General features: G+C 57.2%; 20 protein-coding genes and 7 tRNA genes. 19 read left to right on the forward strand and 8 right to left on the reverse strand.

What is annotated here, in order from left to right; all coding sequences use genetic code 11:
- The first annotated feature begins 18 nt into the window (after positions 1-18).
- From leuC to HY308_13870, 5 genes are all read left to right on the forward strand, one after another.
- Positions 19-1,425: a 3-isopropylmalate dehydratase large subunit gene (gene leuC / locus HY308_13850; protein MBI3899364.1), complete on the forward strand. Its 1,407-nt coding sequence runs from the start codon at positions 19-21 to the stop codon at positions 1,423-1,425.
- On the forward strand, positions 1,425-2,069 hold the full coding sequence (gene leuD / locus HY308_13855) for a 3-isopropylmalate dehydratase small subunit (protein ID MBI3899365.1): 645 nt from the start codon (positions 1,425-1,427) through the stop codon (positions 2,067-2,069). Before leuC ends, leuD begins: the two co-directional genes overlap by 1 nt.
- 1 nt (position 2,070) lies before the next feature.
- Positions 2,071-3,144 (forward strand): 3-isopropylmalate dehydrogenase, encoded by a 1,074-nt coding sequence (gene leuB / locus HY308_13860; GenBank protein ID MBI3899366.1) that lies wholly within the window; start codon positions 2,071-2,073, stop codon positions 3,142-3,144.
- Positions 3,145-3,243: 99 nt separating this feature from the next.
- Entirely contained in the window at positions 3,244-4,353 is a 1,110-nt protein-coding gene (gene asd / locus HY308_13865) for an aspartate-semialdehyde dehydrogenase (protein ID MBI3899367.1), read from the forward strand.
- Positions 4,354-4,722: 369 nt separating this feature from the next.
- A complete protein-coding gene (locus HY308_13870; protein ID MBI3899368.1) occupies positions 4,723-7,473 on the forward strand; it encodes a FimV family protein in 2,751 nt (916 codons plus the stop codon).
- 9 nt (positions 7,474-7,482) lie between these two features.
- On the opposite strand, the gene HY308_13875 is transcribed toward HY308_13870, so the two are convergent.
- Genes HY308_13875 through HY308_13885 form a run of 3 tightly spaced genes read right to left on the reverse strand, consistent with a single transcriptional unit; the run spans position 7,483 to position 9,462 of the window.
- On the reverse strand, positions 7,483-8,157 hold the full coding sequence (locus tag HY308_13875) for a hypothetical protein (GenBank protein ID MBI3899369.1): 675 nt from the start codon (positions 8,155-8,157) through the stop codon (positions 7,483-7,485).
- Entirely contained in the window at positions 8,154-8,633 is a 480-nt protein-coding gene (folA, locus tag HY308_13880; protein MBI3899370.1) for a type 3 dihydrofolate reductase, read from the reverse strand. Before folA ends, HY308_13875 begins: the two co-directional genes overlap by 4 nt.
- A 34-nt stretch (positions 8,634-8,667) precedes the next feature.
- On the reverse strand, positions 8,668-9,462 hold the full coding sequence (locus HY308_13885) for a thymidylate synthase (GenBank protein ID MBI3899371.1): 795 nt from the start codon (positions 9,460-9,462) through the stop codon (positions 8,668-8,670).
- Between the two features lie 136 nt (positions 9,463-9,598).
- Between HY308_13885 and HY308_13890 the strand changes: the two genes are divergently transcribed.
- Positions 9,599-10,225 carry a hypothetical protein gene (locus tag HY308_13890; protein ID MBI3899372.1) on the forward strand — a complete coding sequence of 209 codons (627 nt, stop codon included), beginning with the start codon at positions 9,599-9,601 and terminating at the stop codon, positions 10,223-10,225.
- A gap of 26 nt (positions 10,226-10,251) precedes the next feature.
- Here the strand turns inward: HY308_13890 and HY308_13895 are convergent, their stop codons facing one another.
- From HY308_13895 to folD, 4 genes are all read right to left on the reverse strand, one after another.
- Entirely contained in the window at positions 10,252-10,938 is a 687-nt protein-coding gene (locus HY308_13895) for a rhomboid family intramembrane serine protease (protein MBI3899373.1), read from the reverse strand.
- Entirely contained in the window at positions 10,935-11,705 is a 771-nt protein-coding gene (locus HY308_13900) for a zinc-dependent peptidase (protein ID MBI3899374.1), read from the reverse strand. The genes HY308_13895 and HY308_13900 overlap by 4 nt, the downstream gene beginning before the upstream one ends.
- A 17-nt stretch (positions 11,706-11,722) precedes the next feature.
- Positions 11,723-13,051: a glucose-6-phosphate isomerase gene (locus HY308_13905; protein MBI3899375.1), complete on the reverse strand. Its 1,329-nt coding sequence runs from the start codon at positions 13,049-13,051 to the stop codon at positions 11,723-11,725.
- 119 nt (positions 13,052-13,170) lie between these two features.
- Positions 13,171-14,025 carry a bifunctional methylenetetrahydrofolate dehydrogenase/methenyltetrahydrofolate cyclohydrolase FolD gene (folD, locus tag HY308_13910; GenBank protein ID MBI3899376.1) on the reverse strand — a complete coding sequence of 285 codons (855 nt, stop codon included), beginning with the start codon at positions 14,023-14,025 and terminating at the stop codon, positions 13,171-13,173.
- A gap of 162 nt (positions 14,026-14,187) precedes the next feature.
- Here folD and HY308_13915 point away from each other — a divergent pair.
- The 13 genes from HY308_13915 to HY308_13975 all read left to right on the forward strand — a co-directional run bounded on the left by HY308_13915 (position 14,188) and on the right by HY308_13975 (position 23,815).
- Positions 14,188-14,264, forward strand: a tRNA-Pro gene (locus HY308_13915).
- Positions 14,265-14,304: 40 nt separating this feature from the next.
- Positions 14,305-14,381, forward strand: a tRNA-Arg gene (locus tag HY308_13920).
- A 77-nt stretch (positions 14,382-14,458) separates the two neighbouring features.
- Positions 14,459-14,535: transfer RNA gene (locus HY308_13925), tRNA-His, on the forward strand.
- Between the two features lie 121 nt (positions 14,536-14,656).
- Positions 14,657-14,732: transfer RNA gene (locus HY308_13930), tRNA-Lys, on the forward strand.
- Between the two features lie 54 nt (positions 14,733-14,786).
- Positions 14,787-14,871: transfer RNA gene (locus tag HY308_13935), tRNA-Leu, on the forward strand.
- Positions 14,872-15,051: 180 nt separating this feature from the next.
- A complete protein-coding gene (locus tag HY308_13940) occupies positions 15,052-16,359 on the forward strand; it encodes a trigger factor (GenBank protein ID MBI3899377.1) in 1,308 nt (435 codons plus the stop codon).
- A 105-nt stretch (positions 16,360-16,464) separates the two neighbouring features.
- Positions 16,465-17,043, forward strand: a complete 579-nt coding sequence (gene clpP / locus HY308_13945; protein ID MBI3899378.1) for an ATP-dependent Clp endopeptidase proteolytic subunit ClpP — start codon at positions 16,465-16,467, stop codon at positions 17,041-17,043.
- A 116-nt stretch (positions 17,044-17,159) separates the two neighbouring features.
- Positions 17,160-18,461, forward strand: coding sequence for an ATP-dependent Clp protease ATP-binding subunit ClpX (clpX, locus tag HY308_13950; GenBank protein MBI3899379.1), 1,302 nt, complete (start codon positions 17,160-17,162; stop codon positions 18,459-18,461).
- Between the two features lie 215 nt (positions 18,462-18,676).
- On the forward strand, positions 18,677-21,124 hold the full coding sequence (lon, locus tag HY308_13955; GenBank protein MBI3899380.1) for an endopeptidase La: 2,448 nt from the start codon (positions 18,677-18,679) through the stop codon (positions 21,122-21,124).
- Positions 21,125-21,281: 157 nt separating this feature from the next.
- Entirely contained in the window at positions 21,282-21,554 is a 273-nt protein-coding gene (locus HY308_13960; GenBank protein MBI3899381.1) for an HU family DNA-binding protein, read from the forward strand.
- A 25-nt stretch (positions 21,555-21,579) separates the two neighbouring features.
- Positions 21,580-21,655, forward strand: a tRNA-Val gene (locus HY308_13965).
- Positions 21,656-21,706: 51 nt separating this feature from the next.
- Positions 21,707-21,783 (forward strand) — tRNA-Asp (locus HY308_13970).
- Between the two features lie 148 nt (positions 21,784-21,931).
- Positions 21,932-23,815 carry a SurA N-terminal domain-containing protein gene (locus HY308_13975; protein ID MBI3899382.1) on the forward strand — a complete coding sequence of 628 codons (1,884 nt, stop codon included), beginning with the start codon at positions 21,932-21,934 and terminating at the stop codon, positions 23,813-23,815.
- Between the two features lie 42 nt (positions 23,816-23,857).
- Here HY308_13975 and HY308_13980 read toward each other — a convergent pair whose 3' ends face one another.
- Positions 23,858-24,643: an enoyl-ACP reductase gene (locus HY308_13980; GenBank protein MBI3899383.1), complete on the reverse strand. Its 786-nt coding sequence runs from the start codon at positions 24,641-24,643 to the stop codon at positions 23,858-23,860.
- Positions 24,644-24,722 lie beyond the last annotated feature (79 nt).

Below are 24,722 nucleotides of genomic sequence, written 5' to 3' on the forward strand. Positions count from 1 at the left end.
GTCCTAAGCTTTGCGCCTATGACTGACCAAACTCTCTATGACAAGCTTTGGGTGGCACACGTCGTTCGTAAAAACGATGACGGCACGTGCTTGATCTACATCGACCGTCACCTCGTGCACGAAGTGACGAGTCCGCAGGCATTCGAAGGGCTGAAGCTCGCCGGCCGCAAGCTCTGGCGCGTCGCTGCTAACCTGGCGACCGCTGACCACAACGTGCCGACGACCGAGCGCTCGCGCGGTATCGCCGATCCGGTATCGCGGCTGCAGGTCGAGACGCTCGACGACAACTGCCGCGACAATGGCATCGTCGAGTTCGGTATGAACGATCCGCGCCAGGGCATCGTCCACGTTATCGGCCCGGAGCAGGGCGCGACCCTGCCCGGCATGACCGTCGTTTGCGGCGACTCGCATACATCCACCCACGGCGCCTTCGGCGCACTGGCGTTCGGCATCGGTACATCCGAAGTCGAGCACGTGTTGGCGACGCAGTGTTTGATCCTGAAGAAAGCGAAGAACATGCGCGTGCGCGTCGACGGCGCGATTCCGCTGGGTGTGACCGCGAAAGACATTGTGCTCGCCATCATTGGTCATATTGGCACCGCCGGCGGCACCGGTTACGCAATCGAATTTGCCGGTAGCGCTATCGAGGCATTGACGGTCGAAGGTCGGATGACGGTATGCAATATGGCGATCGAAGCGGGCGCCCGCGCCGGTATGGTCGCGGTCGATGACAAGACCGTCGAGTATTTCCGCGGCCGACCGTATGCACCGCAAGGTGCACTGTGGGACAAAGCGGCGGCAGCGTGGCATCAACTCAAAACCGATGTCGGCGCCAAGTTCGATCGCGAGATCGTGTTGCCGGTGAGCGACATCAAGCCGCAGGTCACCTGGGGTACGTCGCCGGAAATGGTAGCGGCGATCGACGCAAGCGTGCCCGATCCTGAGAAGGAGTCGGACTCGACCAAGCGCATCGGTATGCAGAACGCGCTCAAGTACATGGCGTTAAAACCTGGCACACCGATCCGCGATATCGTTCTCGATAAGATCTTTATCGGTTCCTGTACCAACTCGCGCATCGAGGACTTGCGCGCGGCGGCCACGGTCGTGAAGGGCAAACACATTGCAAAGAACATCACGCTCGCGTTGGTCGTGCCCGGCTCCGGTTTAGTGAAGCGACAGGCGGAACAGGAAGGGCTCGACCGTATTTTCAAAGAGGCGGGCTTCGAATGGCGTGAGCCGGGTTGTTCGATGTGTTTGGCGATGAATGCCGATCGGCTCGAGTCGGGCGAGCGTTGTGCCTCAACGTCCAATCGCAACTTTGAAGGCCGGCAAGGCGCTGGCGGACGCACGCACCTGGTGTCGCCGGCGATGGCAGCGGCAGCGGCGATTGCCGGACACTTCGTGGATGTACGGGAGTTGAGCTAATGCAAAAGTTTGAAAAAATGACCGGCCTTACTGCGCCGATCGACCGGCCGAATGTCGATACCGACGCCATCATCCCGAAGCAGTATCTAAAGTCGATCAAGCGCACCGGTTTCGGTCCGACGTTGTTCGACGATTGGCGTTATCTCGATCCGGGTGAACCCGGCATGGATCACAGCAAACGGCGGATTAATCCTGAATTCGTGCTAAATCAGCCGCGTTACCAGGGAGCAGAGATTTTGCTGGCGCGCGATAACTTTGGTTGCGGCTCGTCGCGTGAGCATGCGCCATGGGCATTGCTCGATTATGGGTTCCGCGCGGTGATCGCTCCGAGCTACGCCGACATCTTCTACAACAACAGCTTCAAGAACGGCTTTCTGCCGATCGTGCTTGAAGGCGATGCGGTCGAGCGTTTGTTCCGTGAAACGCAGGCAACGCCGGGCTACCGGTTGACGATAGATCTCGCCGCGCAGAGCGTGGTGCTGGCGGATGGCACAGTTTATCACTTCGAGATCGATGCGTTCCGTAAGCATTGCCTGTTGCACGGCCTCGACGACATCGGCCTCACGCTCGAACATGTCGACGATATTCGTGCCTACGAGGCACGGCGTGCCAAAGAAGCACCGTGGCTCTTTAGCGAGAAATAATATGACTCAGAAGATTGCGATATTGCCGGGCGATGGGATTGGCCCGGAGGTAGTGGCGGAAGCGGTGAAAGTGCTGGAGCATCTACGGCGCGACGGCTTGTCGATCGAGCTCGAAACCGCGCCGGTCGGCGGAACGGCATACGATCTGCACCAATGCCCGTTACCCGAAGCGACGCTGAAACTGGCACAGCAGGCCGATGCGGTACTGCTCGGTGCCGTCGGTGGGCCGAAATACGACACCTTGCCACGTGACGTCCGACCGGAGCGGGCGCTACTCGCGCTTCGTTCGGAGCTCAAGCTGTTCGCCAATTTGCGGCCGGCGATTCTGTATCCGCAATTGGCGTCGGCGTCGTCGCTCAAACCCGAAATTGTCGCCGGGTTGGATATCCTGATCGTGCGCGAATTGACCGGTGATATTTATTTCGGTGAACCGCGTGGTGTGCGCACCCTCACCAACGGTGAGCGTCAGGGCTTCAATACCATGGTTTATGCCGAGCATGAGGTCGAGCGTGTCGCGCGGGTGGCGTTCGACGCCGCCCGCAAGCGTGGCAAGAAACTGTGTTCGGTGGAAAAGGCCAATGTGCTCGAAGCGTCGGGGTTGTGGCGTGAGGTGGTCGAGCGTGTTGCCCGGGATTATTCGGACATAGCCCTATCGCACATGTATGTCGACAATGCAGCGATGCAGCTAGTACGCGCGCCTAAGTCGTTCGATGTCATCGTCACCGGCAACTTGTTCGGCGACATTCTATCGGACGAGGCTGCCATGTTGACCGGCTCTATCGGTATGCTGCCATCGGCGTCGCTCGATGCTGCCAACAAGGGCATGTACGAGCCGATCCACGGTTCAGCGCCGGATATCGCCGGCAAAGGGATCGCCAACCCGTTGGCGACGATCTTGTCGGTAGCGATGATGTTGCGTTACACGTTGGGTCAGCCGGTGCTGGCCGAGCGCGTTGAGCGTGCCGTGTCGAAGGCGCTCGACCGCGGTTTGCGCACCGGCGACATTTACACCGACGGCATGCAGCGCGTCGGCGCGGCCCAAATGGGCGAGGCGGTAGTAGCCGGTCTTATGTAAATCGCATCAGCGAACTTGTTCTCCCTCTCCCTCTGGGAGAGGGAGGCGAGCCGAAGGCGCGCCCGACGCGCGCCACTTTATTTTATTATCGAGGGTCACATGAAGCGGGTAGGGTTAGTTGGTTGGCGCGGTATGGTCGGCTCGGTATTGATGGGCCGGATGCAGGCGGAGCGGGATTTCGATCATATCGAGCCGGTGTTCTTCACTACCTCACAGGTGGGCGCCAAGGGTCCGTCGATCGGTAAGGATGTGCCGCCGCTAAAAGACGCGAAAAGTATCGACGACCTGAAGGCGATGGACATCATCATTTCTTGCCAAGGCGGCGACTACACGACCGAGATCTTCCCGAAGTTGCGTGCCGCCGGCTGGAAAGGCTATTGGATCGATGCCGCCTCGACGTTGCGCATGGCCGATGACGCCGTGATTATCCTTGATCCGGTCAACCTCGATGTGATCCACAGCGCCATCAAGAGCGGCGTGAAGAACTACATCGGCGGTAACTGCACGGTGTCGTTAATGTTGATGGCGCTCGGCGGATTGTTCGAGCACGGGCTGATCGAATGGTTGACGTCGATGACTTACCAAGCCGCATCCGGCGCCGGCGCGCAAAACATGCGCGAGCTACTGCAGCAGATGGGCGAGGTGCATCTGGCGGCAAAGACGCTGTTGGACGACCCGAACTCGGCGATCCTCGATATCGACCGCGAAGTCGCCGGAACACTGCGTGACGATCGTTTTCCCACGGCCAATTTCGGCGTGCCGCTCGCCGGCAGCTTGATCCCGTGGATCGACAAAGACCTTGGTAACGGTCAGAGCCGCGAAGAATGGAAAGGCATGGCGGAGACCAACAAGATCCTCGGTAGCAAGCGCCCAATCGCCGTGGACGGCGTGTGTGTCCGCATCGGCGCCATGCGTTGTCACAGCCAAGCGCTGACGATTAAGCTCACCAGGGATGTGCCGCTCGACGAGATCAACGGTATGCTCGCCGCGGCGAACGATTGGGTGAAGGTCGTTCCGAACAAGCGCGACATCACCATCAAAGAACTAACCCCAGCCGCCGTTACCGGTACGCTCGCGGTACCGATCGGACGGCTGCGCAAACTGCCCATGGGCGGTGAATATCTCAGCGCCTTCACCGTCGGCGATCAGCTTCTCTGGGGCGCTGCCGAGCCATTGCGGCGTATGCTGCGTATACTGCTTCAGGGTTAATCCTTGACCCTCGTACCGCCGTGTTGATAGCGGCGCGAAGAACGACTATACGAAATAGGGTCGACGCCCGCGCCGCTGTGCGTGGGCGATCACCGTGACCCGCGGCGATATCGCGGGGCCACGATGGCTCTTTATTTTAATCTGTGGCGGGAGTACCGCCTTCTAAGTACCCCCTGTGCTATTTGCCCCTGTTCGGAGGCGGGGGGAGCGGGTAATTAGTGGTAGGTTTTGGTCAGCAGAAAAGCGACAATCTGTTCCGTTGGCCGAACTTAGTTGAGATTTATAAAGGCGCTTACTATTATTACTACGTAACTCCTAGTGCCTAAACACGAACAGGAGGCTTCGTCTGAACGCCGCCGGGGAAAATAGATGCGTTATTTAAAAGTAAAACGGCTCACCGGCCGGTTGGTGTTGGGAGCTTTCTTAGGACTATCTCCGCTGTCGAGCTTCGCCTTGGGATTGGGCAAGTTAAAAGTCCAATCTGCGCTCAACGAGCCGCTCAAAGCCGAAATCGATTTCACTACCATCGCCGACAATGAACGCCGTGGCCTGAACGTCACGCTCGCACCGCGCGCCGATTTTGAAGCCGCCGGCGCCGAGCGTTTACCATTTCTCTCCGCTATCAAGTTCGAGGTGGTGAAGCGCCCTGATGGGCACTACTTCCTCGAGCTCAAAACCGAGCAGCCGATCGAAGAACCATTCCTGCACTTACTGCTGCAACTGGAATGGCCGGGTGGGCGTTTGGTGCGCGAATACACCGCCTTGGTCGATCCACCGGCCTACATGGTCAACAAGCCGGCCGCGGTAGAGGTGCCGACTACACCAGCCGAACCGCCGGCGTCCGTAGAAACGGTACCGCCGCCCGAAACCGCGCCGGCACCAGCGGCAACAACCGAGACGCCAACTGCACCTCAACCGGAGCCGTCGGTGTCGACCGCAGCGCCTGCTGCCGAACCTACCGTCCAAGAAGTGCCGGCACCGGCCGCCCAAACCGAAGAGGCGGCGCCGCAACCGACGGATACCGGCGAAACGGTACCGTCCGAGACGCCGGCAGCGACCCCGGAATCGACGCCGACGACGGAAAGCTCGTCCGCGGAATCGACGGCTCCATCGGCCTCTGCCGGTCCGCATGAAGTGACGGTGCGGGCGGGCGATACGGTTTGGGCTATCGCTGAAAATGTCCGCGCCGACAAACAACTGACCGTTGAACAAGTCATCCTGGCGATCTTCAAGAACAATCCGGACGCGTTCTTCCGCAACAACGTCAACAATCTGCGCGCTGGCAAGGTTCTAAAGATACCTGAGCGCGAGGTTATCGAAGCGTTGGCAACGGTGCAGGCTCGCAGAGAGTTTCGTGCTCATTACGATTCCTGGCAGGAATACAAGCTGAAGCTCGCTGCCGGTAGCAACACGCTTAAGGTGAATGAAGAAAGTACCGCGGCGGCTTCGACCGCCGCACCGGCGGCCACCGAATCGGCGACAGTGGTGCCGGCGCCTGAGGGACAACCGAAGGCAGCTGACGATACGTTGAAGATCGTGCGCGGTGCTGCCGATAAGAACTCGGCGAAAGCCGGCGGTGCCGAAGCGGTGAAAGATGAACGTACCGCGCTGGCCGATCGAGCCTCGACCTTGGAGGAGTCGCTCGAGTCGAAGCAGCTCGAAAATCGCGAGTTGGCCGATAAAGTCGGTCAGGTACGCGAACAGATCAAGAATGAGAAACGTCTGATCGAACTAGACAATCAGGCGCTCGCTCAGCAGACGCAGAAGCCGGCCGAGACCAAAGCAGCTACTACCCCGGAGGTCGCAAAGACCGAACCGGTGCCGGCGCCAGTGGCTCCGGCACCCGAGCCGGCGAAGGCCGAAACGCTGGTTAAACCAGCGCCGGTCGTACCGAAGCCAGCGCCTGAACCGGTCGCCGAAAAAGGTTTCATGACATCGTTGCTGGAAGACGTGCTCGGTGGCTCGGCATTGCCGATTTTGGGCATCCTGTTTGTCGTATTGGGTGGCGGCTTGTTGATCGTCTACTTGCGTCGCCGCCAGCGTTCGATCGCTGAGTTCGAGGAAAGCATTCTCGCTTCCGATGCGATTGCCACAGAAACGCCGACCGGCAGTGGCGATACTACCGGCCAAGCGGTAACGACCGGCGATACGTCGTTCTTGAGCGACTTCAGCAAGGCTGGCATGGGCCACATGCAAACCGATGAAGTCGATCCGATCGCCGAAGCGGAGGTTTATCTCGCTTACGGTCGTGACGAGACGGCGGAAGAGATTTTGAAAGAGGCGATCGTCAAGAATCCAGATCGCCAAGAACTAAAGCAAAAGCTGCTTGAGATTTATCACCAGCGTAATGACGTCAACGGCTTCGAAACGCTGGCGGAAGAGCTTTATGCGTCTCTTGGTGGGCGCGGTGGCAAGATGTGGGAGAAGATCGAGGAGATGGGCCGCAAGCTCAACCCCGATAACCCGATGTTCCGTGGCGGCGCGCCGGATCGGCGCACTGCCGACAAGCCGGCGAGTACCGAGCCGGTTGCCGCAGCGGCGGATGAGACGGCCATCTTTATACCGGAAGCCGCCGCGTCAGCGGCAGTAGAATTTTCCGCCGCCAGTGCGCCGACACAACTGGTTGAGCCGACAGCCGCTGGCATCGATTTCGAAGCGCCGGCTGAGCCGGCTGATGCGAGTTTCGACTTTGACCTCGGTGAGAGCACCCCGGAAACGGTGCCGACGAATGAAGCGGCGGACGACCTCGGTGTGATGGATTTCAGCGCCGGTGGCGATAACGTTATTGATTTCGAGTCAGCCAAGTCGGAGCCAGTGGTAGCCGCCGCAAGTGCCGAGTTGGCGGTTCCCCATGCGAACGATGAAGAGATCAAATGGGAGCTCGATGCACCGATGCCGGAGACGGCAGTGGTGGAAACGGTCGAACCGAGTGCCAATGGTGCGGGCGAACAGGGTCAGGAAGCGCACTGGGATGAGACTGCCACCAAGCTTGATTTAGCCAAGGCCTACATCGACATGGGCGATGCCGACGGCGCGCGCAGTATCCTGGATGAGGTACTAGCCGAGGGCAACGAGCAGCAGAAAAAGCAGGCGGCCGAATTGGCAGCCCAGATTGCGTAACCGAGCCACTTAAAACATAAAACGCCGCCCGAAGTATAGGGCGGCGCCTCGGTGGTATCCGGTTTCGCCGACAACTCCGACGTATCCGTTTTCCTCCAATTGAAGCTCCAGTCCGACGAGCGCGCCAGCGGTTGCTGAACGCTTGAGCGTGCGCGTTTCGTTCTGTGTGCCGTGCAAGCGTTGCTCGCCGTCGACTACGCCGTAACGAGTACCGCCGTAGGCGCGCAGATTGCTGCTGAGTTCGGCTGTCACGCTAACGTAGGCGCTTGGCTCGTACCAAGCGAGCTCGACGGTTTGCTCGGTCTCTTCGTGCTTTACGCGTTGATAGAGATACGCAGTACCGACAGCCAACCGCAAGCGGTCGGTTGTCCATACGTCGATGTCGAGTGTCAAGCCGGCGTGATAGCCATTGGGATCGAGGCCGGCGGTTGCCGGATTGTTGGTTTGCGTGACATAGGTGTAACCGCCGAGCAGGCCGAACTGTAAGCGTTGCCCATAGCGCTCGCGCCAGGCGATGCCGAGCTGTTCAACGGTGGTATCGAAGGTAGTACTGCCGTCGCTTAGCGCGAGCGTGTGCCGGGCTAGGTTCAAGCGGAAATCGGTCGGGTGTTCGACGTACAGGTCGCTGGCACTGACGTTCGCGCCGAACAGCAACGTGCCGAAAATGGTCAGTTGTTTGATCACTTTGGACGCAACCGCTCAAGCGTTACGAAACTAAACGCGTGCGCGTGCTTCTCGTCAGCCGCGTGATATTCACGTGCAAGCTCGCGCCATTCACGCAAATCGAATTCGGGAAAGAAGGTATCACCGGGAACAACGGCGTGAACGAATGTCAGATAAAGCCGGTCGGCCTGTGCCAGTGTTTGTGCATAAACCTCGGCGCCGCCGACGATAAAGATCTCGCTCGTGCCGTTGGCGGCCGCGAGCGCAGCTTCTAGCGTATGCACCACGCGGCAACCGGGAGCGGAGTAGTCGGTGCGGCGGGTGATGACGATGTTGGTGCGTTCCGGCAGCGGTCGGCCGATCGATTCGTAGTTGCGTCGTCCGAGGATGATGGGATGGCCGACGGTCAGTCGGCGAAAATACTTAAGATCTGCCGGCAAGTGCCACGGTAGCGTGTTGCGCACACCGATAACACGGTTCTCGGCAATGGCGGCGATTAGGGATAGGCGAACCGATGTCACGCATTAGCTCCTAGACCGCGATCGGTGCGCGGATGGCGGGATGCGGATCGTAATCGACTAGCTCGAAGTCCTCATATACGAAATCGAACAGCGAGGTACGCGCTGGATTCAGGCGCATCGTCGGTAATTTTCGCGGTGGGCGCGTTAGCTGAAGCTCGGTTTGCTCCCGATGATTGAGATAAAGATGAGTATCGCCAAAGGTATGGACGAACTCCCCATACTTCAGGCCAGTTACTTGCGCCAGCATCATCGTTAACAATGCGTAGGACGCGATGTTGAACGGTACGCCGAGGAAGATATCGGCGCTGCGTTGGTACAGTTGGCACGATAACCGACCATCGGCGACATAGAACTGGAAGAACGTATGGCACGGTGGCAATGCCATTCGATCGATCTCGGCGACATTCCAGGCGCTAACGATTAACCGGCGTGAATCAGGATTGGCGCGGATCTGGTTTATCAGTTGCGTGATCTGATCGATCTTGCGGCCGTCGGGCGTGGGCCAGGAGCGCCATTGCGAGCCGTAGACGGGGCCCAGTTCGCCATCGGCGTTGGCCCATTCGTCCCAGATTGTGACACCGTGTTCTTGCAGATAGCGCACATTGGTCTCGCCGCGCAAGAACCAGAGAAGCTCATAAATAATTGAGCGCAGATGCAGTTTCTTGGTGGTGACCACCGGGAAACCGGCATTGAGATCGAACCGCATCTGGTAGCCAAACACGCTCAGCGTTCCGGTGCCGGTGCGATCGCTTTTTCGTGTGCCGTTGGCCAGCACGTGTCTTAGCAAATCAAGATACTGCTGCATGAGAGGCTAGAGCCGACGAATGGTAGCGTTGAACGCTGGGCAGAAAATGCATTTCGGATAGTATGGGCGGCGTCAAGACAACGCCATTAGTATATTCCTTCACCACAATAAGCACAGCCCGCCGGGGGCTACCAACATGGAAAAATTTTTGTTCATGCGACCAGTGCTTCGACTGATGTCGCAGGATCGATTCCTCTGTCGCGCGGTCGCCATAGCACTCAAGGTTACCGGCGTCATTCTTGTATTGCTCAGCATGACGACTTTTTTCATGGCTGGCAGGAAAATCTTTGATCTCTCCAATAACGCCATTCTTGGCGGTATGTTGTTCGAGTTGATTTTCGTCATTGCCGTCTATGCCGCCACCCATGTGCTTTTCATTCGCGCGCAACAGATCGAGAACGTTGCGTCGGGGCCGTTTATAGCACTGCGGTTCGCCCCGTTTTTGATTTGCGGTTTGGCGGAAGCTTATGCAGCGTTGGTGGGTCTGGTCGCTATCGGGGGTGGTATCTTCGTATGGTTCACTAACGTGGGCCTCGATGAAGTATTGAACCCGGCGATGCATCCGTTGTTCCCGAACGTGGGCGACGACCCAAGCTTTGTCGGCGGTATCGGCTTTTTATTGAGCGGCGTCGCTGTTGCCAGCGCGGTATTATTAATCGCTTATATGCTAGCCGAATTGGTTCAGTTGTTGATGCGTTCCGTCAAAGCTATCGAGCCGGTGCGGGCCTCGGCCGAGGAGCGCTTTCGCTCGCGTGTCGGTTGAAAGCTTGGGATGACTTTCACTAGTTTTTAGCGCGCCGGCAACCGTACTTGGCGGCGCTTGAATAGCGGGATTAGCGCCATACCGGCGATGAAACCACCGATGTGCGCGCCGAAAGCAACGCCGCCCGTTGCTTGATCCGCCAACGCTGAACTGACCAACTGCAGTACAAACCACAGTCCCAGCACTAGCATCGCCGGCAGATGTACCAGCTGCGAGAAGAATCCCAGTGGAATGAAAACCAGCACGTGTGCGCGCGGATGTAACAATAAGTAGGCCCCGAGCACACCGGAAATCGCGCCGCTGGCGCCGACCATGGGAATGGCAGAGCTGATATTCGCTGCCGATTGCACTAGCGCCGCCATTGTCCCGGTCAGTAAATAGAACACCAAGAACCGCAGATGGCCCATCGCGTCTTCTACGTTGTTACCGAAGATCCACAGATACAGCATATTGCCGAACAAATGCATCAAGCTGCCGTGCAGAAACATCGACGTAAAAATCGTTACTAGCGGCGGTACGACATAGAGTTCCGATGGCAAGCGTATGTCACCGAGCAGCGTCGCTGGAATCACACCGAGGTTGTAGACGACCACTTCAAAACCACGTTTGCCGAGCGACATCTGCCACAAGTACGCCAACGAGCAGGCAGCGATCAGCGCCCAAGTAATGAACGGCGTAGTGCGACAGGGGACATCATCACGCAACGGAATCATTCGCCATCTCCGAGCAATGCGTAAGGGTCCTGGCGGTAAAACTCGCTCAGCTGACAATACACGGCCGGAAAGTCGTGGTACACGATCGACGGTGCGGTGAAGAAAGTTTCGCTCAGTACGGCGAAGAATTCCGCCGGATCAACCGCGGCATAGGGATCGAGCGGGGTATTGTCGTCAATTTCGACGGCGCGGCAAAAGTGGTCGAAGCCGGTGCTAAAAACATCAGTCCACTGACGTGCCGCCATCGACGACGGCAAAGGTGGGAAGCCGTCGGCCGCTCCGTTCAAAATATCGAGCTTGTGTGCGCACTCATGTATCACGACGTCGCGGTCGATGGTATCGCGTTCGTCTTCGATGGCTTGCCAAGACAGCACGATGGGTCCCTGCGTTAATGCTTGTCCGCATAAGTCGCGTGCTTGCTGATGAACTACGCCGGCATCGTCCATATACTCTTCACGGACGCGGAAATCGGCGGGATAGATAATGATATCGCTCCATCCTCGGTAGTAATTCATACCGAGATTTAGAATCGGTACGCATGCCTTCAAGGCAACGATCGCGCGTGTCTGCGTTGTCATTTCGAAGCCGGCCGTGCCATCGATGTGCTTCGCGCTCAAAAAAGCGACGACAGTGTCACGCAGGCGTTTGCGATCCGATGTTGTCAGCGTTTGCGCATAGCGGCAGTGAGCGAGTGCGTGCGACCACAGAGATTGGTCAATCGTTTGCGGCCGCCGGCGCCAGGTTCGCCAAAACTGGGTCCTGCTCACGGGCTGACCGGCGGTTTTTAGGAAGCGTGGCGGACGCTCTGCAAGTTTTGCAGAGTTAATTGTTTGCCACTTTCAACGGCCGGTTGATCCAATGGGTTGATGCCGTAAAGCAGGCCGGCGTAAACGGTGACGCGTTGATACAAATCGATGAGTTGACCGAGCGTGTGCGCGCTCAATACCGGCAAGTGGATCGTGAGCAGAGGATGACCGTAGTCGGCGATGACTTGGCGCGTCGCCAAAAATTCGGCGGCGATGACCTCGTTCAGCGTTTTGCCGGCGAGGTAAGGAAATGCAGCGCGTTCCGTGTCCGTCAGCGGAATATGGACGTCGTGTGACCAGCGATCGAGCGCGAGGAATGCGAACACTTTGTCGCGGCGCGATTCCAGATACATCTGTAGTTGGCTGTGCTGATCTACCGCGCCCAGCGCCGTTACCGGCAATGTGCCGGCGGGTGTGTCATCGGCCCGTCGTTTACCAAGCGACTCCGCCCATAGTTGTCGGTACCAGTCGCCGAACAATCGCAGACTGTTGATGTAAGGCATGAGGATCGACAATCGCTTTTGCTTGGCGGTGTCTAACAAGAAATATAGCGCAGCGACTTCCAGTGCTGCATTTTGTTCGATGCGTGCCGACTGACAGCGTGCGGCGTTAACGCGGGCTCCGTCGAGCAATGCGCGTATGTCGACGCCGGCGGCGGCGAGCGGCAACAAGCCGACGGCAGTTAGCACTGAGTAACGTCCGCCGACTCTCGGTGGCACCGCTAGCGTGGGAAGGTTTTCAGCGCTTGCCAATTTGCGCAACCAGCCCTGTATCGGATCGGTCACGATCCATTGGCGTGTGCGCGCGTCAGTTTCTCCAAGCGCGTCGCGTAGCCACTGGCGCACGATCAGATATTGCGTCGCGGTTTCAATGGTGCCGCCGGATTTACTAATGGTGATGACGGCGGTGGTGTGCGCGGACAAGCTCGCCAACAGATCGCGCAGATAATCCGGATCGATATTGTCGATGAAGTGCAAACGAGGGCCGGTGCTTTTGCGGTTGCCGTAGCTCAATGCTTGCAACACCGCCATGGCACCGAGATTGCTGCCGCCGATACCGAGCACGAGGAGGTCGCCGAAGCCGCGCAACCGAGCGGCTTCGGCTTCGATCGCATCGACCTCGGGCGGCATTAGGGTATGTAAATTGAGGCAGGCGTATTCAGCGTCGAACTCGCCGCGGGTTCGCTCGGTGAGTTGGGAATGGACACGCTCGAGCTTAGGCGTGAGCGCCGTTAGCTCGGAGGAAGAAACGCCTTCTGCCCCCACGGCGTCGGCGTACAGTAATCGAGTATCGATGCGCAATTCCATTGCCTAACCATCTGCGTAGGTTGTTGGTTATGTAAGAAGTGAAACGTCGCTGCGCGAGCGGCGTTTCACGATGTTCAACGATGGTAACACAAAGAAGTGCGCCGCCAGGCGCGTCGCTATTAGCGTCCGGCTTGCTCGGCGGCTTCGAAGGTATTTAACAGTAGAGTGGCGACGGTCATGGGGCCGACCCCACCTGGGACGGGGGTAATCCACGCTGCACGCTCACGTGCGACTTCATATTCAACATCACCGACAACGGTACCGTCGGCATCGCGGTTAATGCCGACATCGATAACAATGGCGCCTGGCTTAATCCATCCCCCTTTTATCAGCGCCGGCTTGCCGACCGCCACGACCAAGATGTCGGCGCCAGCGACGTGCGCCGGCAAATCGCCCGTAAAGCGATGGCACATAGTTACCGTGCAACGAGCCATCAACAGCTCAAGGCCCATGGGTCGACCGACGTGGTTTGACGTGCCGACGACAACGGCATGGAGGCCCTGGAACGAAACGCCGGTCGATTCGAGCAGCCGCATCACGCCGCGCGGCGTGCACGGTCGTAGTACGGGTGCACGCAACAGCAGTCGACCGATGTTGTAGGGATGAAACCCGTCGATGTCTTTGCGTGGATCGATACGTTCGATAACCGTGTCTTGATCGATATGTTTCGGCAGCGGTAGCTGCACTAGAATGCCGTCGACCTCAGGATTGGCATTGAGCTGATCGATCAGTGTTATCAGGTCGGTCTCAGACGTAGCCGTCGGCAAATCGTACGAGAACGAGCGCATTCCGACCTCGGCGCACGCCCGGCGTTTGTTGCGCACGTACACTTCAGAGGCGGGGTCTTCGCCAACCATTACCACCGCCAATCCCGGGACCCGTTCCTTATTGGCGATGCGTTGCTTTACGCGTGCCTGCAGTTCAGCGAGCAAGGATTTGGCAATACTCTTTCCGTCGATCAAGCGGGCGGTCATATGGGGATTGGGCGTCTCAGTAGGCAGTTTCGAAGGGCGCGCATGATCGCACGCGATTTAAGCAGTGCCAAGCAGGGCAGTATTAAAGTCACCCCCTAATGCTAGTGGGCGCGTTGACGCTCATAAAGGGCGTGCGTATAGTTCCGCCCTCGCTGTGGCAGCCGGGGTATAGCGCAGCCTGGTAGCGCACCTGCTTTGGGAGCAGGGTGTCGGAGGTTCAAATCCTCTTACCCCGACCATCTTGCAAGCGACGGGCGGCTGAACGACGATTCAGTGCAGGCGCCCGTAGCTCAATCGGATAGAGCACCAGCCTTCTAAGCTGGGGGTTACAGGTTCGATTCCTGTCGGGCGCACCAAGTTTGGTGACGAAGCCGCTATCCTGAAGGACCGAGGTCGGCCTGGGTGGGTATATACTGCAGCGAGATGCGATATGGTGGGCGTAGCTCAGCTGGTTAGAGTCCCGGATTGTGATTCCGGTTGTCGTGGGTTCGAATCCCATCGCTCACCCCAATTTTGAGTTGACGCGGTGTAGTGGGCGCCGCGTTAGTGAAGCAAACTTAAGATAAGGCAGGATGCCATGTCGCCGAGGTGTCGCCAGACAAGCCGGCGGATAGTAGTTTCTTTAAGATACGGGCCGTTAGCTCAGTTGGTAGAGCAGCTGACTCTTAATCAGCGGGTCCCAGGTTCAAGCCCTGGACGGCCCACCATTCCTGGACGAGGATGTGGTGGTTTCCCACCGGTTTTTTCCCAATATAGCAATCGCGAATGTGGCGAAATTGGTATACGCGCTGGATTTAGGTTCCAGTGGGGCAACCCGTGGGAGTTCGAGTCTCCCCATTCGCACCAGATATTACAAAGCTCCCCTTGCCCCGTGCGGGAGAGGGGGCGGCATGGGCGTGCCGGAAGGCAACGGTTCGTTAGGCTGCTTCATCCTCGGCAACACGTGACCCGAGGCGAGCAAAAGCGGTAGGATCGCTCCCCGTAGCGTTAAAACCCCATTGATTTTAGAGACCAGAGAAGACATTCATGCAAGTTTCCGTCGAAACCATCGGCAATCTCGGGCGCCGTTTGACCATTGAAGTGCCGGCCGAACAGTTCGAGCAAGCCTTCGCCAGTCGTCTGCAACGGTTGTCGCGTCAGGTCAAGATGCCTGGCTTCCGCCCAGGTAAGGTACCCGCAAAGGTGGTCGAGGCCCGCTACCGCGGGCAATTGCTCGAAGAGGCGGCCGGTGAGCTCATTGAGCGCACGCTGCGTGAAGCGCTCGGCACACAGAATTTGCGTTTAGCTGGCGGCACGCGGATTGAACACAAGCCGCTCGCGCGCGGACAAGGTTTGCAGTACACCGCTGAATTCGAAGTTTATCCGGAAATCAAACAGCTCGATCTCGCCGGTGTCGAGGTGGAGCGGCCGGTAGCGGAAATCAGCGATGCCGATGTTGACCGCACGCTCGAAACTTTACGGCGGCAGCGTATTACCTGGAACGCCGTTGAACGTTCAGCGCAAAAAGATGATCAAGTTGTTATCGACTTCGTCGGACGGTTAGACGGCGTTGAATTCGACGGCGGCAAAGCGCAAGGCTACCCATTGGTGCTCGGGTCTGGAACCTTGCTTGAAGAAATGGAGCAGGGTTTGATCGGCGCCAAACGTGACGAGACGCGCAATGTTGCCGTTAAATTTCCTGACGACTATCGCAACCAGATGCTGGCAGGCAAGGCAGCGGATTTTGAGATTCGCGTGAATCTGGTGAACGAGCCGGCGTTGCCGGAAGTGAACGACGAGTTTGCGAAACTATTGGGCGTTGCCGAAGGCGGCGTCGAAAAATTACGTGCCGAAGTGCGCGCCAACCTCGAGCGCGAAGCCGGTAGTCGAGCACGTGCTGTGTTGCGGCGCAATGTGCTGAAGGCATTACGTGATGCGAATACGTTCGATACGCCGGAAAGTTTGGTCACCGCCGAGATTGAGCGCATGCAACGCATTGCTCAATCGATGAGCGCGCGCAGTGGGACGCCGATGCCAAATGGTGACGGCTCGTTTTTCCGTCAGCGGGCGACTGGGCGCGTAGCGCTCGGGCTCATTCTGGCCGAGGTCGTGCATGCTCGCGCTATCAAGGCGGATCCGGCGCGCATACGGGCGCGGGTAGAAGATATGGCCAAGGACTACGAGGCGCCGGAACGGTTCGTCGAGTGGTACTACTCGAATCCAGAACGTTTAGGCGAAGTGGAATCAACGGTATTGGAAGAGCGTATCGTCGAAGAATTACTTGGCACTTCTAAAGTCCGTGATCAGACCGTGCCGTTGACGGACCTTTTAGCGATGGATGTTTCCATTGAGTGACGTGTGTATAGTGATCCCTTATCTTATAAATAAGGTATGGATATTAAGGTGATGGACATGATGGATAAATATTCAGGCGGCGCCTTGCAACCGCAAGGGTTAGGCCTGGTGCCGATGGTGATCGAAACCACCGGCCGCGGCGAGCGCGCGTATGACATTTACTCGCGCATGCTCAAGGAGCGAGTCATATTTTTGGTCGGTCAAGTTGAAGACCATATGTCGAATTTGATAGTCGCGCAGTTGCTGTTTCTGGAGTCGGAAAATCCCGACAAGGACATACACCTATATATAAATTCGCCCGGTGGTGCGGTTACCGCGGGTTTGGCCATCTATGACACGATGCAGTTCATCAAGCCGGATGTCAGCACCGTATGTATCGGTCAAGCGGCGAGCATGGGCGCCTTGATTTTGGCCGGCGGCGCTAAGAACAAACGTTTTTCCCTGCCACATGCACGCATGATGGTTCACCAGCCTATGGGCGGTTTCCAGGGGCAAGCGACTGATATCGATATCCATGCCCGCGAGATTTTACGCGTGCGCGAACGCCTTAATCAGATCCTGGTCAAACATACTAGCCGTACCCTTGAACAAATCCGTGAAAATACCGAACGTGACTATTTCATGGAAGGTTCGGAGGCGGTCAAATTTGGCTTAATTGATAGCGTCATCGACAAGCGCAGCTAACAAATTACGGCAGCGGGTCTCTATATGCTATATAGAGATTATTCAACGACGATGCGGACTTGCCCGATTCTGAGAAGCGGCATCTTTCATGCATAGTCCTTCGTGAGGTTCTGAGGATGGCAGACGACAATCACTCCGGTAGGGGCGACGGCAAGGGCGAGAAGCTCTTGTATTGCTCTTTCTGCGGCAAGAGTCAGCACGAAGTTCGCAAGCTAATTGCCGGCCCGTCGGTATTCGTTTGTGACGAGTGCGTCGAGCTGTGCAACGACATCATTCGTGAAGAAGTTCAGGAAGAGAAGAACGCTGCGCAGGCGAAGAAAAAATTTCCGACGCCGCGCGAGATCTACCAAATTCTCGACGAGTACGTGATCGGCCAATCCGACGCTAAGAAGATTTTGTCGGTTGCTGTTTACAACCACTACAAGCGTATCGAGCACGAACCGCGTACCGGTGATGTTGAGCTCTCGAAGAGCAACATCTTGATGATCGGTCCGACGGGCTCCGGCAAAACCTTGCTGGCGGAGACGTTAGCGCGTTTGCTTAACGTGCCGTTCACGATCGCCGACGCAACGACGTTGACCGAAGCGGGTTACGTCGGTGAAGACGTCGAGAACATCATTCAAAAGTTACTGCAGAAGTGCGAATACGACGTCGATAAAGCGCAGAAGGGTATCGTTTACATCGATGAGATCGACAAGATCTCACGCAAGAGCGAGAACCCGTCGATCACGCGTGATGTTTCCGGCGAAGGCGTGCAACAGGCATTGCTCAAACTAATCGAAGGCACTGTTGCCTCGGTACCGCCGCAAGGTGGACGCAAGCATCCGCAGCAGGAATTTTTGCAGGTAGACACGAGCAATATTCTGTTCATCTGCGGTGGCGCATTTTCGGGTCTCGATAAAGTGATTCAGGCGCGCTCGGAAAAGGGCGGCATTGGTTTCGGCGCCGAGATCAAGAGCAAGGCGAACACCAAGAAAGTGGGTGACGTCCTACGCTCGGTTGAGCCGGAAGATTTGATCAAATACGGTTTGATTCCGGAGTTCGTCGGACGCTTGCCGGTTATCGCTGTGCTCGACGAGCTCGACGAAGTGGCATTGATGCAGATTTTGACCGAACCGAAAAACGCGCTTGCCAAGCAGTATCATCGTTTGTTCAAGTTCGAAGGTGTTGAGCTTGAGATTCGCGATGATGCGTTGGTTGCGGTTGCCAAACGCGCCATGGAGCGCAAGACCGGTGCCCGTGGATTGCGTTCGATCCTCGAGCGGTGCCTGCTCGAAATCATGTTCGAACTGCCGTCGCTTGAAGGTGTTAAGAAGGTAGTGATCGAAGAGAGCGTGATTTCAGAAGGTGCTAAGCCGTTGCTTATTTATGCCGAAGGCGAAGAGCAGGGCAAGAAGCGGGCGTCGGTAAGTCCCTGAACTAATAGCTCTGCATCACGAACCCCGCCGCAGGCGGGGTTTTTTTTGCCAAGCAAATCGTCGCGTCTGTCGCGTGCGCCAACCCGTTTATCTCCTCTTGAAATGAGGTTGCATTGACCTCACTTTGGTTCCAAACTTTGAGGTAAGTACGTCTTTCACTTACCTAAGTGTGACTTCCCAATTTACTTCGCCCTCATGAGGGAACCGAGCGACCGATGACGCAGAAACCCCAGGAAAAGGTTCCACCTAAGATTGTACCGGGCTCCGATATCACGCTTCCGGTATTGCCGTTGCGTGACGTTGTAGTCTTTCCCCACATGGTGATCCCGCTATTCGTCGGGCGGCGCAAATCGATCCGCGCCCTCGAGATCGCCATGGAATCCGGCAAGCAGATCATGTTAGTCGCGCAAAAGAGCGCATCCGATGATGATCCGACCGTGGAAGCGATCCATACGATCGGCACAGTCGCGAGTATTCTGCAGCTTCTGAAGTTGCCCGATGGTACTGTTAAGGTGTTGGTCGAAGGTGAACGCCGCGCGGTTATTCAGCACTATCTCGAGACCGACGATCACTTCTCGGCGCTGACAGCGCAACTGGAGATGGACCCGATTGCCGATCGCGAAGGTGAAGCGTTAACGCGTTCGGTGCTCACCGAGTTCGACCAGTACGTCAAACTCAACATGAAAATCCCGCCGGAGATTCTGACGTCGCTGGCTGGCATCGATGATCCAGGCCGCTTGGCCGACACCATCGCCGCGCACTTGTCGTTGAAGATCGAAGAGAAGCAGCAGATCCTCGAAGTTCAGAGCGTGCGTGATCGGTTGGAGCGCATCCTGGGCGTGATGGAGACGGAAATCGATTTGTTGCAGGTGGAAAAGCGCATTCGTGGTCGCGTCAAGCGGCAGATGGAAAAGAGTCAGCGCGAGTACTACCTGAACGAACAAATGAAGGCGATTCAGAAAGAGTTGGGTGAGCTTGATGAAGGCCCGAACGAGGCCGAAGAGCTAACCAACAAGATCGCCAAGGCCGGCATGCCGAAAGAAGCGCGCGAGAAGGCCGAGTCAGAGCTCAAAAAGCTCAAGATGATGTCGCCGATGTCAGCTGAAGCGACGGTCGTGCGTAATTATATCGACTGGTTGGTCAATGTGCCGTGGAAGAAGCGCACGAAGATTCAGAAGGATCTAAAGCGTGCCGCCGACATCCTCGACCAAGATCACTTCGGTTTAGAGAAAGTCAAAGACCGCATTCTTGAGTATCTCGCAGTACAGCAACGCGTGAATCAGCTTAAAGGTCCGATCTTGTGCCTCGTCGGTCCGCCGGGTGTCGGCAAGACCTCGCTTGGGCAATCGATTGCACGTGCCACTGGGCGTAAGTTCGTGCGCATGTCGCTCGGCGGCGTGCGCGATGAGGCGGAGATCCGCGGCCATCGACGCACCTACATCGGTTCGTTACCCGGCAAGATTATTCAGAACATGTCGAAGGTGAAGGTGCGTAACCCGCTCTTCATGCTGGATGAAGTCGACAAGATGGCGATGGACTTTCGCGGTGATCCGAGCTCGGCGTTGCTCGAAGTGCTCGATCCGGAACAGAACCACGCTTTTAGCGATCACTATCTCGAGGTCGATTACGATTTGTCCGACGTGATGTTCCTGGCAACGGCGAATACCTTGAATATCCCGGGACCGTTGCTCGATCGTATGGAAGTCATTCGGCTCTCGGGTTATACCGAGGACGAGAAGGTCAATATCGCGATTCGTTACCTCGTACCGAAGCAGCTGAAGAATAATGGGCTTAAAGACACCGAACTGACGATTACCGAGAACGCCATTCGCGATGTCGTGCGTTATTACACGCGTGAGGCGGGGGTGCGTAGTCTCGAGCGCGAAATCTCTAAGATCTGCCGTAAGGTCGCCAAGGATTTGTTGCTACAGAAAGACGAGGAGCAGAGTGTCACGGTATCGCCGCGGCGTCTGGACAAATATCTCGGTGTGCGGCGTTTCCGTTATGGTATGGCGGAAGAGGCTAACCAAGTCGGGCAGGTTACCGGCCTTGCTTGGACCGAAGTCGGCGGCGAACTGCTGACGATTGAAGCAGTCATTCTTCCCGGTAAAGGGCGACTGACGATTACCGGTAAACTCGGTGATGTTATGCAGGAGTCCATTCAGGCCGCCATGAGCGTGGTGCGCGCTCGTGCCGCCAAACTTGGATTGCCGGCCGATTTTTATCAAAAGCATGACTTCCATCTACACGTGCCGGAAGGCGCGACGCCGAAGGATGGTCCGAGCGCCGGTATTGCCATGTGTACGGCGATGGTATCGGCGCTTACCAAAATCCCGGTACGCGCGGATGTCGCGATGACCGGTGAGATCACTTTGCGCGGTGAAGTATTGCCAATCGGTGGGCTCAAGGAAAAGTTACTGGCGGCCCATCGTGGAAACATTAAGACCGTCATGATTCCCGAGGAAAATCGTAAGGACTTGGCCGATATTCCGAAGAACATCCGCGATCGACTCGAGATTAAACCCGTACGCTGGATCGATCAGGTGCTCGAGACGGCGCTTGAGCGGTTGCCCGAGCCGATTGAAGAAAAGCCGGCCGAAGAACAGCCGGCAGCGGAAGCAGATTCGGCAGAAGAAGTGGCTAATCCTGTTACTACCCATTAACGCGGGTAGCTTGCAGTGCGCATCATAGGTTGCTAAAAAATCCTTCCATGGAGTTCTTTTGCTAGGCTCGTTATAGATCACCACACGCCCTAAAAGGCGTATGGTGATCTGATCGGCCGATTCGTTTGTATCCCACCACACCTTGGAGGACTCGAACGTGAATAAAACCGACCTGATTCAACAAGTGGCGCAAAGTGCAGAGTTGTCTCAAACATCCGCTTCGAAGGCGATCGATGCGCTGTTCAGCGTGATCGCAAATTCGCTACGCAACGGCGAGCAAGTACAGTTGACCGGATTTGGAACCTTCTCGGTTGCCGAGCGTGCGGCCCGCAACGGCCGCAATCCGCGTACCGGTGAAACAATTACCATCGCGGCATCGCGAAATCCCAAGTTCAAGGCTGGCAAAGGTCTGAAGGATGCCTTAAACTAGCGGCCCTTTCGGGGGTGCTGTTGCAGGGTGCTTAGCTCAGCTGGTAGAGCGTCGCCCTTACAAGGCGAATGTCGGGGGTTCGATCCCCTCAGCACCCACCATTTAGCAGTTAGCCTTTCCTCCGAAATAGGTGGGGAAGGGTGTGTCACTTAGGAGCGGTAGTTCAGTTGGTTAGAATACCGGCCTGTCACGCCGGGGGTCGCGGGTTCGAGTCCCGTCCGCTCCGCCAAACTGGCAGCTCGCTGAAGTTCAACGGGCTGCGAGCGCCACAGGGAAGTGTCGCTCAAATGGCGACCAGAATTTTTGTCCCCATTGGTATATGTAGGTCGATGTAAGTCCTTTAGGCACAAATCCCTTCATTGCCAGAGTAACCGCGGATGCTTACCAAGATTCGAGAAAAAACTCAGGGCATCATTGCGACCCTGATTCTTTCATTCCTCACGATACCGTTCATTCTTTGGGGTATTAGCTCCTACTTTGATAGCGGCTCCGCGGTCGCTGTCGCCGAGGTCAACGGCGTCGAGATCGATCAGCAGCAGTATCACAATGCGCTCGCGCAGGTGCCTGGTCTCGAGCAACGCCCCGAGAGCCGCGCCATCAAGGAAATGATCCTCAAGAATTTAATCGACCAAACGTTGCTCGTTAAGGAAGCGGAGCAACGCGGTTATCGATTAAGTGACGCCCGCCTCGCTGAAACTATTCGTACCCTCCCTTACTTCCATCGCGACGGTAAATTCGAGCCGGAAATCTATGAGGCTGTCCTGCGCCAGCAAGGTATGCGCACAAGCGATTTCGAGGCTCGTCTGCGGCGAGATAGCGTCGCTAATCAGGTACAGCAGGGCTTAAGCGAAAGTGCATTTGTCACCGAAGGTGATGTGGCGTCGATGGTTCGCTTAATGCGGCAAGAGCGCCAAGTAACGCATGCTGTAATCCAGCCCGACGGTTTTTTGCCGAAAGTGGCGGTCAGCGCGGCGGAAATCGAAGAACATTATCAATCCAACCAGGACGCATTTCGTACGCCGGAAGCGGTGCGTGTGGAGTATGTAACCCTCTCGGCGAGCGAAATCGCCAAGCAGATTCAGCCGACCGATACCGAACTACACCAGGCCTATGAAACCGACGTCGCTCGCTATGCCACTCCTGAGAAGCGTCGCGTCAGCCATATTCTGATCAGTGTGCCGGCTAACGCCAACGATGCAATCGTTAAAGCCGCACAGGCTCGTGCCGACGACGTAGCGAAACAGGCGCGCGCCGGCGCTAATTTCGCCACTCTCGCTACGAAGTATTCGGATGATAAGGAAACCGGTGCAAAGGGCGGCGATCTCGGCGAGGTTGCACGTCACATGTTGCCGTCGGCTGAACTCGAGACGGCAGTTTACGGAATTAAGCCGAAAGAAATCGTCGGCCCCATCCGTTCGCAATTCGGATTTCATGTCGCCACTGTTACCGCGCTGACGCCGGAGCAGCGGCGTTCGTTCGAATCGGCCAAACACGATTTAACGGAACAGGTGCGTAAACAAAAAGCCGAAGAGCGGTTCTACGAGCTCTCGGAGCGTTTGCGTAACTTGGCCTATGAGCATCCCGACGGCGTACGGTCAGTGGCGAAAGAGCTCGACTTGCCGCTGCAAACCAGTGATTGGTTTACCCGCACCGGTGGCGCTGGTGTCGCTGCCCAGCCGCGCGTTGTCACCGCCGCTTTCGAATCGGAAGTGCTGAGCCAGGTACGTAACAGCGACATCATTGAGCTCAAAGGGAATGAGTTATTGGCGTTACACGTTATAGCTCGCCGGCCGTCAACCGTGCGACCGCTTACTGAAGTACGGGCGACGATCGAACGCGTTCTTAAAGAGAAACATGCGCGTGAACAGGCGCAGGCAGCCGCGGCGGAATGGATTAAGAAGCTCGAACAGGGTGGAACGCTGGCCGAGCTCGCGCGTACCACCCATGCAACGCTGCAGCCGTCGAAGACGATGACTCGCGAACAAGCGACCGGCATCGATCCGCGGTTGTTGAATGCCGTCTTCGCTGCGCCACGGCCGCAGGGCAAGCCGGTATATGGACAGGTCGATTTAGGTAGCCAAGGATTTGTGGTCTACGCTCTGGAAGCCGTGCGTGATATTGAGCCGTCTAAGGTAGACGTCGCGTCAAAAGATAAATTGCGCCAGCAACTGCTGCAGCGTCGTGGCAGCGATTACTACGCGAGTTATCGTGAGGGTCTACGGCGAGACGCCGATGTGAAGATCCACGCTAATCAGCTGTAACGAAAAAAGCCCGGACAACCAAGTTGCCCGGGCTTTTTATTGCTAGCGGTCGAGGGCGAAAGCGGCGATGTTGAAGCCGGCGTCGACGTAAGTAATTTCGCCGGTGATGCCGGAGGCAAGATCGGAGCACAGAAATGCAGCAGCGTTTCCGACCTCGTCGATCGTTACGCCGCGACCGAGTGGGGCAACACGGTCGTTGACGTCCAGCAGCTTGCGAAAGTCGGCAATTCCGGCCGCCGCCAATGTCTTAATTGGGCCCGCCGAAATCGCATTCACTCTGATCCCATCCCGGCCGAGCGCCAGCGCCAGGTAGCGTACATTCGCTTCCAGGCTAGCCTTGGCTAACCCCATGACGTTGTAGTTCGGTATCGCCCGTTCGGCGCCGATATAGGTCAGCGTAATGAGCGCGCCGTTACGGCCCTGCATCATCGGCCGGCCGGCCTTAGCCAGCGCTGCCAGACTGTAGGAGCTGATATCGTGGGCGAGGCGGAAGCCTTCGCGCGTCACCGTGTCGACGAACGAACCGGACAGCTCTTCGCGCAGAGCGAATGCGACCGAATGAACGATGATGTCGAGCCCGTCCCAATGCTCGCGCAGACGCGCGAATGCACTATCGATCTGTTCGTCGCTGGCAACATCTAGCGGCAGTGCGATATTGGAACCAAGCTCGGTGGCAACCTCTTCGACGCGCGCCTTGAGCTTGTCGTTCTGGTAAGTGAAGGCCAGCTCGGCGCCTTCGCGGCGCATCGCCTTGGCGATACCCCAGGCGATCGAGCGTTCGCCGGCGACGCCGACGATCAATGCACGCTTTCCGGCGAGAAAACCCATAGCAGTTTGTGTTCCCCTTGTAAGAGTACGATTGGCGCGCCGCGTAATGGCCGGCGGTTCGCGAGATGGGTCGTTACAG

This window comes from Gammaproteobacteria bacterium (assembly GCA_016199745.1).
Classification (GTDB): Bacteria; Pseudomonadota; Gammaproteobacteria; order Acidiferrobacterales; family Sulfurifustaceae; genus JACQFZ01.

Coding starts and splice junctions, on each gene's coding strand:
- leuC (MBI3899364.1), top strand. CDS start 19: ATGACTGACCAAACTCTCTATGACAAGCTTTGGGTGGCACACGTCGTT.
- leuD (MBI3899365.1), top strand. CDS start 1,425: ATGCAAAAGTTTGAAAAAATGACCGGCCTTACTGCGCCGATCGACCGG.
- leuB (MBI3899366.1), top strand. CDS start 2,071: ATGACTCAGAAGATTGCGATATTGCCGGGCGATGGGATTGGCCCGGAG.
- asd (MBI3899367.1), top strand. CDS start 3,244: ATGAAGCGGGTAGGGTTAGTTGGTTGGCGCGGTATGGTCGGCTCGGTA.
- HY308_13870 (MBI3899368.1), top strand. CDS start 4,723: ATGCGTTATTTAAAAGTAAAACGGCTCACCGGCCGGTTGGTGTTGGGA.
- HY308_13885 (MBI3899371.1), bottom strand. CDS start 9,462: ATGCAGCAGTATCTTGATTTGCTAAGACACGTGCTGGCCAACGGCACA.
- HY308_13890 (MBI3899372.1), top strand. CDS start 9,599: ATGGAAAAATTTTTGTTCATGCGACCAGTGCTTCGACTGATGTCGCAG.
- HY308_13895 (MBI3899373.1), bottom strand. CDS start 10,938: ATGATTCCGTTGCGTGATGATGTCCCCTGTCGCACTACGCCGTTCATT.
- HY308_13905 (MBI3899375.1), bottom strand. CDS start 13,051: ATGGAATTGCGCATCGATACTCGATTACTGTACGCCGACGCCGTGGGG.
- folD (MBI3899376.1), bottom strand. CDS start 14,025: ATGACCGCCCGCTTGATCGACGGAAAGAGTATTGCCAAATCCTTGCTC.
- HY308_13940 (MBI3899377.1), top strand. CDS start 15,052: ATGCAAGTTTCCGTCGAAACCATCGGCAATCTCGGGCGCCGTTTGACC.
- clpX (MBI3899379.1), top strand. CDS start 17,160: ATGGCAGACGACAATCACTCCGGTAGGGGCGACGGCAAGGGCGAGAAG.
- lon (MBI3899380.1), top strand. CDS start 18,677: ATGACGCAGAAACCCCAGGAAAAGGTTCCACCTAAGATTGTACCGGGC.
- HY308_13975 (MBI3899382.1), top strand. CDS start 21,932: ATGCTTACCAAGATTCGAGAAAAAACTCAGGGCATCATTGCGACCCTG.
- HY308_13980 (MBI3899383.1), bottom strand. CDS start 24,643: ATGGGTTTTCTCGCCGGAAAGCGTGCATTGATCGTCGGCGTCGCCGGC.